Source organism: Nostoc sp. NZL (assembly GCF_015714705.1).
Lineage (GTDB): Bacteria > Cyanobacteriota > Cyanobacteriia > Cyanobacteriales > Nostocaceae > Nostoc > Nostoc foliaceum_A.
In genome coordinates, this window is sequence record NZ_WBKL01000195.1 from 56,574 (window position 1) to 74,893 (window position 18,320).

Here is an 18,320-nt window from a genome sequence, read left to right on the forward strand (position 1 = left end):
CTCACAAAAGAAGCTTTTTTAAATAAAGAAAAATCTATCTGAAGATAAATTACTAAAATTTGCAAACTAGCTTAGGGTGTATACAGCCTTTGCAATAAGTATTGGTTGTTCCAAAACATTTTCATGCCCTATATTCATTATTCCCTGTTACTTCGTTATAGCGTCACTGTATTAATTGTTGCAACTGCATTAGTGGTAATGCTGATACTAGACCCCTGGTTAAGCATGAGTGGAACTCCTTTTTTGCTGTTTTTTAGCGCTGTAATGGTGAGTGCTTGGTATGGTGGTTTGAAGTCAGGGCTGTTAGCAACCGGCTTGTCTGCGTTACTGAGCAATTACTTCTTTCTCCCCCCAGCTTATGAGCTGAGTTTTGACTTATCCAATTTTGTGCGAATTGGGTTGTTTGCATTACAAGGATTACTCTTTAGTGTGTTATGTGAGGCATTAAAGACTGCTAAAAAACGGGCTGATGGAAATCTACAAAAGCTGAGAGTTAGTGAGGAGCGATTTCGATTAGCGTTAAGTAGTTCAGATATCGTGATCTTTCAGCACGATCGCGATTTACGATATCAGTGGATTCATAATCCTCAAAGTCTAGACACTACTGAGGAAATGTTAAGTAAGACTGATTATGAATTGTTTCCAGCTTTAGTAGCAGAGCAATTGGGCGCAATTAAGCTGAAGGTGCTAGAGACTGGTATTTCAACCCGTGAAGAGGTTTATCTAACAATTTGTGGAGAAGACCGTTACTATGATTTGCTGGTTGAACCGTTAAGGGATATAGACAATAGCATTCAGGGTATTACCTGTGTAGGTGTGAATATTACTGAGCGCAAGCAGGCAGAACTAGAAAAAGCCACGTTGTACCAGGAACTTCAGCAAGCTATTCAGCAAAAAGACGAATCTCTGGCGTTACTCAATGCTTGGCTTACTAGTTCACCAGTGGCGCTGGCTTTTCTCGATACTGAACTTCGTTACGTTCATGCTAATGAAGCGTTGGCAGCTACCAATGGTGTACCGCAAAATCAACATATTGGTCGCACCTTTAGGGAAGTACTACCGGAATGGGCGGCGCAAATTGAGCCTGTTTTTGAGCAAGTGATGCAAACCGGGCAGCCCTTACTCAACCAGGAAGTGAGCGGTGAAACTTATCCGCCTGGAGTATATCGTTATGGTCTTGTCAGCTATTATCCGGTGTGTTTGCCGGATGGGCAGTTGTTGGGAGTGGGCATTAGTTCAATTGATATTACTCAACTGAAACAAACTGAGCAAGCACTGCGGGAAAGTGAAGCAAAGTTTCGCAGTGTGGTTGAGTCCAATATGATTGGTATTGGCTTCTGGGATAGAGACGGTGGGATTACAGAAGCAAACGATGCCTTGCTGAATATGGTGGGTTATACCCGTGAAGAATTAGTTTCTGGAAAAATTAACTGGCAAGATTTAACTCCTACAGAGTACGTGCAAATCGATAAGCAAGCACTGACTCAACTTCAAGACAGTTCCTTTTGCACACCCTATGAAAAGGAATATATCCATAAAGACGGCTCACGCTTCCCGATTTTGGTAGGTGCTAGCCGCTTTGAAGGCACTGTAAATGGAGGAGCTTTTTTTGTTGTTGATATTACAGAGCGTAAGCAGGCTGAGAAAAGACTCCGCTATATTGCCCAAATTAGTAGTTTACTCTCTACTTCGCTAGATTACGAAGAAACCTTAGAACAAATCGCCAAAATCTCAGTTCCCCAGCTTGCTGATTGGTGTAGCGTTGACATTTTAAATGAAGATGGTTCCATTCGCCGCCTACCCATTGCTCATGCAGACTCATCCAAAGCGGAGTTGGCGCGTAAACTCCAGCAGTATGCAACAGATTACAAAGGTGCAAGTGCAATTACTAGAGTACTGCAAACCGGGCAAAGTGAATTAATTTCAGAGATATCTGATTCGCTATTAGTGGCAAGTACTCAGAATCAGGAACACTTAGAACTTGTTCGGCAATTGGGGATGAAGTCTGTGATGATTGTGCCGTTAATCACACAAGGGCAAGTACTTGGCACTATCACCTTTGTCACCGCCGAATCAAACCGTCGCTACGATCACACTGACCTAACTTTAGCAACAGATATTACCCATCGTGCTGCTTTAGCAGTAGAAAATGCCCGACTTTATCGAGACATCCAGCAGGCTTTAGTCCATTATGCCGAATCTCTATCTCTTTTAGATGCGCTGCTAGGGGCTGCTCCTGTTGCCGTATGTTTTTTAGATAGGGAACTGCGATATATCCGCATTAATCAAGTTTTCGCTGACATTAACGGTTTAACCATAGAAGAACATCTAGGACGCAAATTTGGGGAAGTGTTGCCAAAGATGGCGGCTGAGTTTGAGCCAAAGTTACAGCGTGTCTTGGATACTGGAGAACCCCTGCTAAATGTGGAAGTTAGCGGTGAGACAAGGGAGCAACCCGAACGTTACGGTTACTGGCTGGGCAACTATTACCCGGTCAAAAACGCAATGGGCGAAACGGTAGGAATTGGGATTATTTTGGCAGATGTGACAGCAGCAAAGCAAACAGAAGTAGCCTTGCGAGAAAGCGAAGAAAGATTCCGAACAATGTTCAACCAGGCAGCTGTGGGGATTAGTCTGGTAGCGTTGGATGGACAATTTCTACAAATTAATTCTGCTCTGTGCGAAATTACTGGATACAGCCATGAAGAGTTAATTCAAATGAACTTCGAGGAAATTACCCACCCTGACGACTTAGAAGTTGATTGGGATAATGCTCGGCGAGTCTTGGCAAAAGAAATTAGTGGTTATTCCCTAGAGAAGCGCTACATCCGCAAAGATGGTTCCATTGTTTGGGTAAACCTAACTTCATCAGCAGTTTGGGATGCGAAGGGAGTTCCAAAGTATGCATTAGGCATTATTGAAGATATTAGCGAACGCAAACGAGTTGAAGCCACACAACAGTTTTTAGTCGAAGCCAGCACCTTACTAGCGGCCTCATTGGATTATGAAATTGCCTTGGAAAGTGTGGCTAATCTAGCAGTTCCAACCCTCGCAGACTGGTGTATTGTAGATGTTTTCCAGGAAGATTGGTCAAGCAGACAAATTGCGATCGCAATTGCCGACCCCACAAAACAAAATACATTAGACGAAATCCGACGGCGTTATCGACCCAAAACCAAAGCCAAACAGCTTGTCCGGCAGCTAAGGCTAGGAATATCTATCTTTTATCCCGAATTATCTGACTCTAATCTTGTACAGATGGCTCAAGATGAAGAACATCTGCAATTGCTGCGAAACCTGGGTATTTGTTCTTTAATGGTGATTCCAGTTCGTTCTCGTGGGCAATTATTTGGAGCAATTTCTTTTTTCACAGCCGAGTCAGGTCGGCACTACAAACAAACAGACTTGGCTTTAGCAGAGGATATTGCTCGTCGGGCGGCGACAGCTATCGACAATGCCAGACTCTACCAGGAAACTCAACAAGCAAAACAAGCAGCTGAACGGTCTGTCAATCGCACGGTACTTTTACAAAGAATAACTGCTGCCCTCTCCGAAGCGCTAACTCCCCAACAGGTGGCTGATGTAGTAGTCAACCAAGGGATTGCCGCCTTAGAAGCCACTGCTGGTTCCGTTGTCTTGCTTATTGAGGAAGGTACAGAACTAAAAATTGTGCAAGCAATTGGCTATCCGCAATCAGTCATAAATGCTTGGACAACTTTTCCCATCACTGCACCTAACCAAATCGCAGAAACAGTCAGAACTAGGCAGCCGATTTTTTTAGAAAATTTAGCAGCCTTGATTGCTAGATATCCAAACTTAAGAGATGCTGTGACTCTTACAGGAAATAATGCTTGGGCTACCATTCCCTTGATAGCAGAAGGCAAAGTAATTGGGGCACTGGGATTAAGCTTTAAAACTGTACAAATATTTAACGAAGAAGACCGGGGATTTATGTTGACACTGGGACAACAGTGTGCACAAGCCATCGCCCGCGCTCAACTTTACGAAGCCGAAAAGACTGCAAGGGCACAAGCCGAGACAGCCAACCGAATTAAAGATGAATTCCTCGCTGTCCTTTCCCATGAACTCAGAACTCCCCTGAATCCGATTTTAGGGTGGGCAAAGTTACTCAGAACCCGCAAGTTCGACGAACCCACCAAAATCCGGGCATTGGAAACAATCGAGCGGAATGCTAAGTTACAAACCCAATTGATTGGAGATTTACTTGATGTTTCGCGGATTTTACAAGGTAAAGTCAGGTTAAATCTCTATGCAGTGGATTTGAAAGTAGCGATCGCATCTGCACTAGAAACGGTACATTTAGCAGCAGAAGCCAAGTCAATTCAAATTCAAACGGTGTTAAGTAATGATATCGGCAAAGTTCTCGGTGATAGCGATCGCTTGCAACAAGTAATGTGGAATCTCCTCTCCAATGCCGTTAAATTCACACCCACAGATGGACAAGTAGAAGTACATTTACAGCAAGTTGGCTTAGATGCCCAAATCCAAGTAATTGATACAGGTAAAGGCATCAACCCGGAATTTTTGCCCTACGTCTTTGATTACTTCCGCCAAGCAGATGCCAAAACAACTAGAGTATTTGGCGGATTGGGATTGGGACTGGCAATTGTGCGCCATCTCGTAGAACTTCACGGTGGTACAGTTCAGGCAGAGAGTCTGGGAGAAGGTCAAGGGGCTACTTTTACAGTCAGACTACCTTTGCTGAAAAATTCTGAGTTGCGAGTCAGCAGCGATGAGGCTTTTCAACCAGAAGTTAGTACTGAAGACACATTACTTGCTGGAGTGCAAATCTTGCTTGTGGACGATCAAGCTGATGTGCGAGAGTTTTTTAGCTTTGCGCTGGAACAATATGGCGCAACTGTAACAGCAGTTGAATCAGCAAGTGAAGCGCTGGAAATATTAGTGCAATCAAAGCCAGATATCTTGTTAAGCGATATTGGAATGCCCTTGATGGATGGCTATATGCTGCTGCGCGAGGTGAGAAGATTACCGCCAGAACAAGGCGGGCAAATTCCAGCGATCGCTTTGACTGCCTATGCTGGAGAGATTAACTACAACCAAGCAATGGCAGCAGGATTTCAAAAACACCTACCTAAACCCGTCGATCCAGGAGAATTAGCTACTGCGATCGACAATATAATTCGTAATTCGTAATTCGTAATTCGTAATTCATTTTAATTAAAACCCAAAACACTTGTAGAGACGGCGATTTATCGCGTCTCAAAAACCCAAAATTTTGCCAGTAGCCCTTGATTAAACCGTATTGGATTAAAATCAAGGTTAAGAACAAACAAAAAACCCATTATTTTTTCAAAGCAAACGCATCTATCCGTGGTGTAACAATTACGAATTACGTTAGCGTAGCCCATTACGAATTACGAATTACGAATTACGAATTATCCAATGGGGCGATTACCGGGATTGACTGCATGAATATATTCACTACCCGATCGCGGTCTTCCTCGTTTATAGTAAGCTTCTTCTGGTTTACCCCATCCTAGCTGTAAAATCATTTCCAAAAAGCTAGAATTTTCCCACTTGCACAAACCTGCCCATTCTGTTCTTTGAACAATTCTTTCTACATCAGATGTGGCAATTTGTTGGTACTGTTTACTATTATTGAAACTCAAGTATAGATCCATTCCTATAGAGACTTCATACCAAAATTCTACGATAGAGTTTTTAGCAGTTTTTAATATCTCTAAGTCACTTGGGAGGGCTATCAACTCGCTGTCTACTTCGGGATAGTTCAAGTTTTTACCTTTGACAGTTACCTCCCGCCAGATAATACCTGAAACTTGATTTTCCCTTTGATAGTCATGAATTGCAGTTTTGAAATCTTGATAGGCAGTGAACTGTTGCAGCCCATCAGTTTTGAGAAATTGGTCAATTACGGGATTGCCAGAGACTGGTATTTCTAATTTTAGGCGTTTTCCCTTGAGGCAGGCTTGGCGTTCGGCTGCCAAAATTTGAATTAGCTCCTGGGTCGTGTAAACCTTTGACATGAGAATACACTCTAGTTAGTCATTGGTCATTAGTCGTTAGTCATTAGTCATTTGTTACGAACTATAGACTATGGATTAACTTTCTAATCTGTTAACACAGATATTTCAATATTATGCTTTGGCATTGGCAGAAATGTAGTAACAGATAGCACGAAAAACTAGGGCAGACCAATTTGGCCTACCCCATCAGTTACTTAGCTAACTCACTACTGAACTCATTGAAGGCTCGCCGCTTTAGCTGTGCTGTTTCAGTGCGTGGTAATAAATCAAATATTTTGCGAAATTCATCGTCTATTTCTTCAAAAGGTACTTGACCCTTCTTATTCAAAACTACCTCACCTGATTTATTAAACACCACGACTTGAGGAACAGCCCCAGAATAGTAATATCCTGGTTCTGTAGGGTCGTAGGTCTCTTTAGCCGGGATAGTATCTACATTAATCGGCATAATCTCTGCTACCCGACCATAGAATTCCTGTACCCGTGATATGGAAATGGCATATCTTTTGGAATCGCTGCTGTCATCCAAATAAAAGGCCAAAAATATGGGTTTATGTTCCGCTAAAGTCTGTGCCAGCGTCTGTCTGGGAGGAACCAAAGAACCATTGCCAGCATAAACGACAAAGATGTTGCCATCATATAAATCATTATTGAGACCAGCATATGCAGGTTGCATACTTATAATGAAAAGACTTGCAAGCAACAACAGGCATTTGGACAACCACCTTTGCCAGCCAGTAATTTGTTTATGTAAAAAAAGAAACTTTGTGCTATTCATCAAAAGGAACCTTGCAAGCTACTACTTGTCTGAGTTTGTGCTGAATTCGGCAAACTGGGCTGGATATCTAATTACGCCCGCGCACTATTTTTTAAGATAACGCCTACTGAGATTATCTCTCGTAAGTGGATGATGGAGATGAGGAGTTGGAGGCAGAGGGGCAGGGGGCAGGGAGCAGGGAGCAGGGAGCAGGGAAAGTAGTTTGAGGTTCTGAGGTGGATGAACTAGATTCTAACTCTCCCCTGCCCTCTGCCCCCTGCCCCTGCCCCTCATCTCCTGCATCTTGATTTTGAGGCTGGCTTTTTCAGCTAGGATTCGCTAAACTCACGCATATTAAATTTGCAACTTAAAGACTATCAATTAGCAACCGCCAGAAGACTAGGGTATAGATGTGGGAAACAAAATACAATTCATAGATAGGCTGCGACTAGGTTTCGCGGTGTCAGTGGCAAAAAGTGTAACTTTTATAGTGCGATCGCTGCGTCTGGGTGCTGCTAGTGTATTACCAGGCTCGATTGCTCGTCGCATTGAACCCCGACTTTTACAATTATTGAGTCAGCAAGTTAAAAACGGGGTGATTTTAATTGCTGGTACTAATGGCAAAACCACTACAGCGCTGCTTTTATGCACGATATTAGAACGCAAGGGTTTTCGTGTCACTCATAATTCTACAGGTGCAAATCTCGAAAATGGCTTGATGACAGCGCTGTTAGAAAGCACCAACTTACTAGGCACGCTAAATACTGATTACGCCATTTTAGAAGTTGATGAAAATATTGTACCAAGAGTATTAGCGCCACTCCAACCGCGAATTATTCTCTGTTTAAACTTGTTCCGCGACCAACTCGATAGGTACGGCGAAGTAGACACAATTAGTAAACGTTGGACAAAAGTTATTTCTACGCTACCAGCAGAAACCGTGGTAATTCCTAATGCTGATGACCCAACTTTATCTAACCTTGGTCAGCAGTTACCCCAACGGGTGTTATTCTTTGGCTTGAATGAACCAGAACATTATTTAGAAGCAATTCCTCACGCTGTTGATTCTATTTATTGTCCCAAATGTGGACATTCTCTAGATTACAAAGGTGTTTATTTGTCTCATTTGGGAGATTTTACTTGTCCCAAGTGTGGTTTTAGTAAAAGTAAACCGACTCTAGAAAGTAGTGAATGGTCACAAATTCTGGTTGGTTTGTACAACAAATATAATACTTTAGCTGCTGCTACTGCGGCTATTGAGTTGGGAGTTGATGAAGTAACAATCAGAGATACTATTAATACCTTCCAAGCGGCTTTTGGTCGTGCGGAAGATTTAGTAATTAACGGTAAACGCGTGCGGATATTGTTATCAAAAAATCCTGTGGGAACGAATGAAACCATTCGCGTAGTTACTCAAAGCACAGATAAAACCACACTGCTAGTATTGAACGATCGCACACCCGATGGCACTGATGTATCCTGGATTTGGGACGTAGATACCGAGAAATTAGTCGAACGCGGCGGGACTTTAGTAGTGAGTGGCGATCGCGTCTACGATATGGCACTACGTCTACGTTACAGCCAAAAGTCCCCTGACAGTAACTTAAATTTAATTGTCGAAGAAGATTTGCGACAAGCGATCGCTACTGCATTAGAGCATACACCAGAGAATGAAACTCTGCATATTCTGCCCACCTACTCAGCCATGCTAGAAGTGCGAGAAGTTCTTACTGGTCGTAAAATTCTTTAAATCGGGCAGTGGGGAGTAAGGATTTAGATAAATTTTTTCCCATTCCCCAGTTTCCAATACCCAATCAAATTACGAATTACGAATTACGAATTACGAATTACGAATTATGAATATGAGTTCTCAAAATTTGGAATTAACAATTGGTTGGTTGTACCCAACCCTGATGAGTACCTATGGGGATCGCGGTAATGTAATTACTATAGAACGTCGCGCTCAGTGGCGGGGATACGATGTTAAAGTGTTACCCCTAGATCAAAATGCTACAGCCGCAGATATTAAAACTGTGGATGTAATTGTTGGTGGTGGTGCACAAGATCGTCAGCAAGAAATTGTCATGCGTGATTTGCAAGGTGCGAAAGCTGACGCGATGCGCGAAAAAATTGAAAATGGAACACCGGGAGTATTTACCTGTGGTTCCCCCCAATTACTAGGACATTATTATGAACCCGGATTAGGACAACGGATTGAAGGCTTGGGAATCCTCGATTTAGTTTCCGTGCATCCTGGTGATAATACTAAACGCTGTATTGGTAACTTGGTAATAGAAGTGACAGCTTCACGTCTGGCGCGAGATTTAAAAGAGATGACGGGTAGCACACCGTATTTAGTCGGCTTTGAAAATCACGGTGGACGCACCAAACTGGGAAAAGTGGAAGCTTTAGGGCGAGTGGTGTACGGTTTGGGAAATAATGGTGAAGATGGGACAGAAGGAGCATTTTATCAGAATGCGATCGCTACTTATTCCCACGGCCCTTTATTACCGAAAAATCCCTTTGTCGCCGATTGGTTAATTCAAACAGCATTGCGGCTAAAGTATCAGCAAGAAATTAGCTTAAAACCTTTTGACGATAGCCTCGCTGCACAAGCAAGAGAAGCGATGTTTAAGCGGTTGAAAGTGAGTTTACCTGCTGCGGCTGCGGCGAAAGTTTAATCTCAGTTCGCTGATTAAACCTCTCCCCGTGTCGGGGAGAGGTTTGGAGAGGGGTCAAATTTGACATCAAGCAAGAGGGCAAAGTATGACTCAAGCCTTAACCAAACAAGTAACATTTGATGAATTTATCGCCTGGTATCCCGAATCTTCAGACAGGCATTATGAACTACATGATGGGGTAATTGTTGAAATGCCTAAGCCAACAGGGAAGCACTCAGAGATAGCTGGGTTTATAAATGGTTCTTTGTTTATTGAAATCACCCGTCTGTCCATCCCTTGCTTTATCCCTAAAGAATGCGTCATCAAGTCAGTTAACACTGATTCAGGTTATGAACCAGATGTCATCGTTCTTGATAGACAAGCTGTTAGGGATGAACCTCGTTGGAAAAAAGAATCTATCATTACGCGGGGTAGTTCTGTCAAGTTGGTTGTAGAAGTTGTTTCAACCAACTGGAGTGATGATTATGCTTTAAAGCTAGAAGATTACGAGTCTTTGGGCATTCCTGAATATTGGATTATAGACTATCTAGGTTTAGGTGGTAGGCGCTTTATTGGCAATCCTAAACAACCAACAATCTCAATTTACCAACTAATTGAAGGTGAGTATCAAGTTAGGCAATTTAGAGGAAATGATCGCATTCAATCACCAGCATTCCCAGATTTGAATTTAACTGCTGAACAGATTTTTCGGGCTGGAGAAGTTGCGTAATTATAGGTGGTTAAGATTTAAATTCTTATCTGACTTTAAAGCAAGAGGAAAATATGACTCAAACCTTACGCAAACTAGTAACATTTGATGAATTTATCGCTTGGTATCCAGAAAGCTCACAACGACGCTATGAATTGCATGACGGAGTAATTGTAGAAATGGCTCCTTCTACAGGTGATCATGAACAGATTGTTGGATTTTTAGTTGGGGAAATAGTTACAGAATACAAACGTTTAAAACTACCTTATTTCATCCCCAAAACAGCATTCGTTAAACCGAATCAGAGCGAAGCAGCTTACTCACCAGATGTACTGTTGTTGAATAACTCTAATTTAGTAAATGAACCTCTGTGGAAAAAAGAATCTACTGTAAGCCAAGCGGCATCAATTCCTTTAGTAATTGAGGTGGTAAGTACCAACTGGCGCGACGACTATTTTACCAAAGCAGGTAAATATGAAGAGGTTGGAATACCTGAATACTGGATTGTAGACTATTTAGGTTTAGGTGGTAGGCGGTTTATTGGCAATCCGAAACAACCAACTATCTCGATTTACCAATTAATTGAAGGTGAGTATCAAGTTAGGCAATTTAGGGGGAATGACCGCATTCACTCGCTAGTGTTCCCAGATTTGAATTTAACTGCTGAACAGATTTTTCGGGCTGGAGAAGTCGCGTAAAAAACGGCTAAAGAAGTAAAAGAACCATCAAAGACTCGTCCACGAGTATCAAAGACTCGTCCGCGAGTATCAAAGACTCATCCACGAGTATCAAAGACTCGTCCGCGAGTATTAAAGACTCATTCACGAGTATTAAAGACTCATCCGCGAGTATCAAAGACTCATTCACGAGTGTCAAAGACTCATTCACGAGTATCAAAGACTCATTAACGGAGTTCCGAGACTCATTAATGAGTATCAAAGACTCGTTGACAAGCCAATCTGAACCATTGGGAATGATAAATTATTTTTAGATTCAGTAAAAATTATTAGCACTCGTGTAGTGATACACAGAATAGTAAATTGCTTCGATATCTTGCAGCATTCCTAATTAACACCCACCTTTGCTTGCAACTCGAATTTCCTTTCTCATAGCCAAAGTCCATTCAATGTGGATAAAACCCAAGTCTGGAAAGAATTTAGACCTCTTAAGAAGACTTTCACTATCAGCCATAGGTTTCTAACCTGTGGCGGTTGTTGGGATTAGTGCAAAATATTAGTGATTGCGAAATTGTCCAGCGAATCAGGGGCATTACATATAATTTTCATTAACAGGTGAACCTCTGTATGGCAAACACGCCTCAACGTTTCCTTGAAAAAATCCGAGAAGCGAAAGAGAAAAAGCTTAAAGAATTAAATTTAGGCAATTATTTGGGTACTAATAGCAAGGAAAAATTAACTAAGATTCCTGCTGAGGTGTTTGATCTGGAATGGTTAGAGGTTTTGAATTTAAGTTACAACTCCATAAAGACGCTGCCAGAAGCGATCGCCCGCCTGCAACAACTTACTTCCCTGTATTTAAGCCACAACTCCATAAAGACGCTGCCAGAAGCGACCGCCCGCCTGCAACAACTTACTTCCCTGGATTTAAGCCACAACTCCATAAAGACGCTGCCAGAAGCGACCGCCCACCTGCAACAACTCACTTCCCTGGATTTAAGCCACAACCAATTAACAATGCTGCCAGAAGCGATCACCCGCCTGCAACAACTCACTTCCCTGTATTTAAGCGGCAACGCATTAACGACGCTACCAGAAGCAATCGCCCGCCTGCAACAACTCACTTCCCTGAATTTAAGCTTCAACCAATTAACGACGCTGCCAGAAGTGCTCGCCCACCTGCAACAACTCACTTCTCTGTATTTAAGCGGCAACGGATTAACGACGCTGCCAGAAGCGACTGCCCGCCTACAAAAACTTACTTCCCTGGATTTAAGCTTCAACGAATTAACGACGCTGCCAGAAGTGCTCGCCCGCCTACAACAACTCACTTCCCTGGATTTAAGCCACAACGAATTAACGACACTGCCAGAAGTGCTCGCCCGCCTACAACAACTCACTTCCCTGTATTTAAGCGGCAACGAATTAACGACGCTGCCAGAAGCGATCGCCCACCTGCAACAACTCACTTCCCTCTCTTTAAGCAACAACCAATTAACGATGCTGCCAGAAGCGATCGCCCGCCTGCAACAACTCACTTCCCTGGATTTAAGGGACAATCCTATCGAAAAGCCACCGCCAGAAGTTGTTAAAAAAGGTATTAAGGCGATTAAGGATTATCTTCGACAAATACAAGTAGAAGGTACAGATTATCTGTATGAAGCAAAGTTACTAATTGTCGGCGAAGGAGGCGCAGGGAAAACAACACTGGCTAAGAAAATTGAAGACCAAAATTATCAACTCCGAGAGGAAGACTCTACGAGGGGAATTAAGGTGATCCAGTGGGGTTTCCCAATGGAAAATGGGCGAGAATTTCGAGTCAACATTTGGGACTTTGGTGGACAAGAAATTTACCATGCTACTCACCAGTTTTTCCTCACCAAGCGTTCTCTCTACGTTTTAGTCGCAGATACCCGCAAGGAAGACACAGATTTTTATTACTGGCTAAATGTAGTTGAACTATTGAGCGATAACAGTCCACTGCTAATTATCAAAAATGAGAAGCAAAACCGCCACCGGGAAATTAATGAACGCGAGTTACGGGGGCAGTTTACTAATTTGAAGGAGACTTTACCAACAAACCTTGCTACCAACAGGGGTTTAGAACAAGTTTTAGAACAAGTCAAGCATTACGTTAAAAGTCTGCCCCATATTGGCAGTCCCCTCCCAAAAACCTGGGTTAGAGTCCGGGAAGCTTTGGAGAGTGACAAACGCAATTACATCGGCTTGGATGAATACCTGAACATCTGCCAAAAAAATGGGTTCACCCAAAGAAATGATAAGTTGCAACTTAGTGGCTATCTGCACGACTTGGGAGTATGCTTGCACTTCCAGGAAGACCCACTTTTAAATAAGACCGTCATCCTCAAACCCAAGTGGGGAACTGATGCAGTCTACAAAGTGCTGGATAATGAAAAGGTGATTAGCAATCTAGGCAGTTTCACCCGGTCTGACTTGGCAAACATCTGGTGTGAAGACGAATACGCCACAATGCATGATGAACTATTGCGGCTGATGATCAACTTCAAGCTGTGCTACGAAATTCCTAGAAGCCAAGGAAAGTATATTGCCCCACAACTGCTATCTGCTAATCAACCGTCTTATAACTGGGATGAAACCAACAACCTGATTCTGCGTTACACTTACGACTTCATGCCCAAGGGCATCATCAGCCAATTCATAGTTGCCATCCATGAGTTGATAAATGAACAAAAATGTGTGTGGAAAAGCGGCGTCGTTCTCAGCAAAGACCAGACGGAGGCGGAGGTGATTGAATATTACGGTAAGCGGGAGATTAAGATTCGAGTCTCAGGTCGTCACAAAAGAGATTTGATGACCATAATTACACATGAACTCGATAAAATTCATAACTCTTATAAGCGACTAAAGTACAACAAGTTAATTCCCTGTAATTGCAACACCTGCAAAGATAGCCAAGAGCCACACTTTTACCCCTTTGAGATATTGCGACAGTTTGTAGCTGATAAGCAAGAACGCATTCAATGTCAAAAAAGCTATCAAATGATTGATGTCTTGGGTTTAATTGATGATGTGATGGATAGGTATAAAGAGAGGTTGCTTGTAGAGCAGTTAGGGGTTGAAGTTTTCATCAGCTATAGTCATCAAGATCAGGAATGGCTTACCAAACTTCAGAAACACCTCAAACCAATAATTCGCAACCAAAATCTGCTTGTGTGGGACGATACCAAAATCCAAGCTGGTGCTGAGTGGAGTAAAGAAATTGAAAATGCTTTAGCAGCAGCAAAAGTAGCAGTATTGTTGGTTAGCCCTAACTTTCTAGCATCAGACTTTATTCACGAGAATGAGTTACCCCCATTATTGAATGCGGCACAAGGCAAAGGACTGACGATTATTTGGATACCGTTGAGTTCTAGCAGCTATGAAGAAACAGAAATTGAAAAATATCAATCAGCGCACCCTCCCAATCAACCTTTAGACAGCCTGGACGTATCAGAAGAGAATAAAGCTTGGGTGAATATCTGTAAGAAGATCAAAGCAGCAGCAATCCCTTAGTAAAAGATAAAAAAGGTTTTCTCTCAGTAGTGATGTGTGAAAATGGTGTCTTTGCTCTTAGATGCAAGGTTTGTCTTGATTAGGGATGCTGAAAGCAAAGTTTTTTGGTGTGCAAGCGATCGCACCACCCCAACATATTACTCTTCTTCACCTTTCTCCTGAAGGAGCGATCGCCAATCTTCAATCGCCTTCTCCGTCCACAGCCAATTTTTAGCTAATTTATCTACCTGGAAATTGACTGGATCAGACTTGAGAACCATTTGCCGCAACTTGATCGCTTCATTCAAATATTGTGTCTGCTTACCACTAGATTGACTCAGTGCAGATTTATACAGTCCCAGAGCTAAACCAGCATAAGAAGTTAAAGCATCTTGAGGGACTGCCGTATTTGTAGATGTTTCGCCGCTAGAGTCTGTATTCTGCTCTTTGAGAGCTAAATTCAAAGCCTTGAACCAAGAATCATTGGCTCGATTTAGATTGCCTTCTGTGTAGTAGGCAAATCCCAAGGCGTTATTATACAAAAGCGATTCGGGTTTAGCTTTTGCAGCAGTTTCCCAGTAACGGCGGGCATCATCGACGCTATAGTTATTGTCTCCAGTTTGGATAGACTGCCACGCTAATCGTCCCTTGTAAAAGTTGACAGATGGATCGTCAGCTTGTTGATTTGGAATTAGTTTCAGGGCAGTGTCAGCCGCAGCCACTGCGCCACGATTAAGTAGTTCTTCTACAGCTAATAACCCACCTTGTAAGTCCCCCTGGCTCAATTTTTCCGTAGCGGTGGCGGTGACAATACCAGTGGTTGCTATTTCTAAATCGATGTTTGGCTGCTTTTGGATAGGTAGAGACTGGGTAGGAATTCCTGGGATGTTAGGCAGAGTTGCCTGCTGGGATCGATTTTGCCACCACCAATTTAAAGCGATCGCAGCTGCTAACGCACTGATTGCTACAATACCCAAAATCGGCCACAGCTGGCGGCGACGAGTACGAGGTCTTAGTGGGGCTGGTTGCGATGCCTGCGGCGGGCTATGCCTACGCGAAAAATCAGAATTTTGCCAATTTCCTTCAAGGTTCCCAGTAATTGGAGGTGGCGGTGCTGGGATTTCTCCCCACAAATCTCCTTCCTCTTCCAGAGAAGTCATTCCCTCTGAAACCTGTCCTTGGTGAAGATTATTGTCTGGAATTTGTTGATCTAGTTCAGTTGCAGTTTTTTGGTTATCTAGCTGACGAAACAAATCCGAAACGATCGCAGAATCTTCCTCATAACTTGGGTCATCATACTCAATTTCATCAACTAGATCGCCCCAAGTATCTTCGCCTAGCCAGTCTAACCCTGAAGGGTCACGCGCCAAACCAGAAGGAATCATTTCCTCCATTCCTAAATGCATCTCGCTATCATCTGCCATAGCAGAGTACATTGTGGAAGTTATCCCTAAAGGCGAATTATACTGCTTGGGCGACTCCGCACTTTCGGATATTTCCGTTTCCTGGCTCAAGAAACCGTCAAATTCTGGCTGGAGATATAAAATCGGTAATGCCCAGTACATCTGGTGAGAACCATAGGCAGAAATTAATCCTTGGCGTACCCGACTGACGCACAAATCTACTGGATATCCCTGACTCAAGTTGCGGTAAAACAATTGTGTGAGTGTCAACGCCACTTCATCAGGAATCCGTTCTGACATAGCCAAGACGCTTCTAATTCCGCGCTTCACCAAACTTTCTGCCAAGTTTCGTTCGCCAGTATCTCCAGAGGGATCGGATGCAGCTGTGTACGCCCCCAAGCAGGAGTTAAACACTGCCATTTGGATGTTATTGTTGACGAGCAAACCTGCCAGATCGTCCCCAGTCAAGATTTCTGTTAAGCCAGTTCTGCGACTAGCAAGATAAATTTCTCCACCATTGGAGCCTAAGTTACTATGACCAGAGTAGTGTAAAACGTTGTATCTGCCCTGTTCTAGAGCTTGCGTAAGTTCTTCCCGTCCTGGTTGATCTAACACAGTCAGTTCAATTTGGGGAAAATGATTGCTACCTTCAGCAAGTCGTGGTAGTTGACGGTGAAGTTCTGCTTGCAGTTTGATAGCTTCTTGTTTCTGTAAGTCAAGACGGACTTGATCTGAGGGGGAAGCAATTACCATCAATACTTTCACACTACCTTGTTGTAGTGGTGTGGGCATATTTTGCGATCGCAAAGGCGAAGCCCCCAAAATTCCACTTTGGAAGCGAGAAAAAGCGACATAAGGCCCAGTAGCCAGCGGGCGATCGCCTGCGTGCATCACTTCCCAAGGCAGACGAGCTAATCTAGTGTCTTTTAGCCCCAAGCGTAAGCGTAGTACTTGTTGGTGGTTTTGGGCAATACCTTGAGCAGTAATCCAACTATCTCTGAGAGTGCCTTGAAATAGGGCGTTATAAAATTGTTGACCCAAAGCTACCAAATTAACAGAGTTTCTGGCAATATCGCTTTCATGCCCGCCAGAAGCGAATGGATCTCCTTGCAACACCGACTTCAACGGATCATTCATCAAATGCCCAGCAGCCATCAACCAATCAACTATTGGCCAAGTCACCAATTCTTCTGCCAATGGTACCCCAGGCGCGACTTGTTCCGTCCGCACCAAGTAGTCATTTTGCCCTACAGGAGTTACCGAAATGTGGAATTCCTGGGTCACAGCTTCTCCTGTCCGCCTCCTAAATCTGGTTTGAAACGCGAAAGTTTCAAGTCGATTTTTCGCTCCCTCTGATAACTTAGATGCATCCCACCCCTGAATGTTTCTGATTCTAGTTGTTTTGCTTTTTCTGCCTTTACAACTTTATCCGGATCGGATTACTTGGAACTAGAACACTTAATTGGTAGATGCACCTTGATCTTCAACTCCCCTAGTTGGCTAACACCCACTAGGGGTTTTTTTCAATTTTGGCAAACAACAGCAACTTATGACGCAGATATTCTCTACCAAAAAATAGTGCTTAACCCTAGAATACTTGATTACTAGATGGATGTACCTTGATCTTTAACTCCCCTAATTCATTTCATATCTACTAGAGTTTTGTTGGCACACAACAATAATCAACCTTCTAGTAAATTTATCCGGAGCATGGTGGTTAAACCTAGAACATTTAATTGGTAGATGCACCCTGATAACTAGCTCCCCTGGTTGGCTAACACCGACTGGGGGGTTTTTTATGAAGGAAGTAAGCATAAAAACGCACTGAAAACCTGAATCCTAGCTACCGCTAACATTAATTGACCAACTTTCCTTAAAAGAGAGATAAAAGCGCCCTTTTTAAGGGGTTAGCGAATCTCTTATGCATAAGTCCTAAAGCCACAATCATTTCTAACACACCCATTTTTCAGGCAGCGCACCGATAATTTAATTGGTAGGTCTGTACTGATAACTAACTCCTCTGGTTGGCAAACGCCCGCTGAGGTTTTATTGGGTAAGCAAATACTAACAATTTCAACCTCTGCTAATTTATCCGGTAGAGACCCATTTACTTTAGAAAAGATTACTGGTAGATGCACCCTGATAACTAACTCCCCTGGTTGGCTAACACCCACTGGGGGTTTTTTATAGTTAGTAGGCATAGCCAGTTGTAGATGTCGCCATCAACCCTGATTTTGACCATTTTCTCCGGAGGATACTGGCTATCCCTAGAAAAGATTACTGGTAGATGCACCCTGATAACTAACTCCCCTAGTAGACTAACATCATCTGGGGGTTTTTTATTTAAAAAAATAACTGACTTTTGTACAAATTTATCCGGAGTATGGTGTTCACCCTGAGAATATTTAATTGGTAGATGCACCCTGATAACTAACTCCCCTAGTAGACTAACATCATCTGGGGGTTTTTTATTTAAAAAAATAACTGACTTTTGTACAAATTTATCCGGAGTATGGTGTTCACCCTGAGAATATTTAATTGGTAGATGCACCCTGATAACTAACTCCCCTAGTAG

At 42.9% G+C, this 18,320-nt stretch carries 10 protein-coding genes; 6 read left to right on the forward strand and 4 right to left on the reverse strand.

Going from position 1 to position 18,320, the window contains the following annotated elements; all coding sequences use genetic code 11:
* Positions 1-123 precede the first annotated feature (123 nt).
* Complete coding sequence (locus tag F8R90_RS28915) at positions 124-5,175, forward strand: PAS domain S-box protein (RefSeq protein ID WP_196513500.1); 5,052 nt, start codon at positions 124-126, stop codon at positions 5,173-5,175.
* Between the two features lie 242 nt (positions 5,176-5,417).
* On the opposite strand, the gene F8R90_RS28920 is transcribed toward F8R90_RS28915, so the two are convergent.
* Both F8R90_RS28920 and F8R90_RS28925 read right to left on the reverse strand, forming a co-directional pair.
* Positions 5,418-6,026: a hypothetical protein gene (locus tag F8R90_RS28920; RefSeq protein ID WP_196513501.1), complete on the reverse strand. Its 609-nt coding sequence runs from the start codon at positions 6,024-6,026 to the stop codon at positions 5,418-5,420.
* Between the two features lie 190 nt (positions 6,027-6,216).
* On the reverse strand, positions 6,217-6,804 hold the full coding sequence (locus F8R90_RS28925) for a thylakoid membrane photosystem I accumulation factor (protein WP_196513502.1): 588 nt from the start codon (positions 6,802-6,804) through the stop codon (positions 6,217-6,219).
* A gap of 391 nt (positions 6,805-7,195) precedes the next feature.
* On the opposite strand from F8R90_RS28925, the gene F8R90_RS28930 reads away from it, so the two are divergent.
* From F8R90_RS28930 to F8R90_RS28950, 5 genes are all read left to right on the forward strand, one after another.
* Complete coding sequence (locus F8R90_RS28930; protein WP_196513503.1) at positions 7,196-8,533, forward strand: MurT ligase domain-containing protein; 1,338 nt, start codon at positions 7,196-7,198, stop codon at positions 8,531-8,533.
* Positions 8,534-8,645: 112 nt separating this feature from the next.
* Complete coding sequence (locus F8R90_RS28935) at positions 8,646-9,464, forward strand: type 1 glutamine amidotransferase (RefSeq protein ID WP_196513504.1); 819 nt, start codon at positions 8,646-8,648, stop codon at positions 9,462-9,464.
* 85 nt (positions 9,465-9,549) lie between these two features.
* Complete coding sequence (locus tag F8R90_RS28940) at positions 9,550-10,173, forward strand: Uma2 family endonuclease (RefSeq protein ID WP_196513505.1); 624 nt, start codon at positions 9,550-9,552, stop codon at positions 10,171-10,173.
* Positions 10,174-10,226: 53 nt separating this feature from the next.
* Positions 10,227-10,850 carry a Uma2 family endonuclease gene (locus tag F8R90_RS28945; RefSeq protein ID WP_196513506.1) on the forward strand — a complete coding sequence of 208 codons (624 nt, stop codon included), beginning with the start codon at positions 10,227-10,229 and terminating at the stop codon, positions 10,848-10,850.
* Between the two features lie 606 nt (positions 10,851-11,456).
* Positions 11,457-14,363: a COR domain-containing protein gene (locus F8R90_RS28950; RefSeq protein WP_196513507.1), complete on the forward strand. Its 2,907-nt coding sequence runs from the start codon at positions 11,457-11,459 to the stop codon at positions 14,361-14,363.
* Positions 14,364-14,500: 137 nt separating this feature from the next.
* On the opposite strand, the gene hetF is transcribed toward F8R90_RS28950, so the two are convergent.
* Positions 14,501-17,029: a cell division protein HetF gene (gene hetF, locus F8R90_RS28955; protein WP_196513508.1), complete on the reverse strand. Its 2,529-nt coding sequence runs from the start codon at positions 17,027-17,029 to the stop codon at positions 14,501-14,503.
* Between the two features lie 635 nt (positions 17,030-17,664).
* Positions 17,665-17,946: a hypothetical protein gene (locus F8R90_RS28960; protein WP_196513509.1), complete on the reverse strand. Its 282-nt coding sequence runs from the start codon at positions 17,944-17,946 to the stop codon at positions 17,665-17,667.
* Positions 17,947-18,320: the final 374 nt, after the last annotated feature.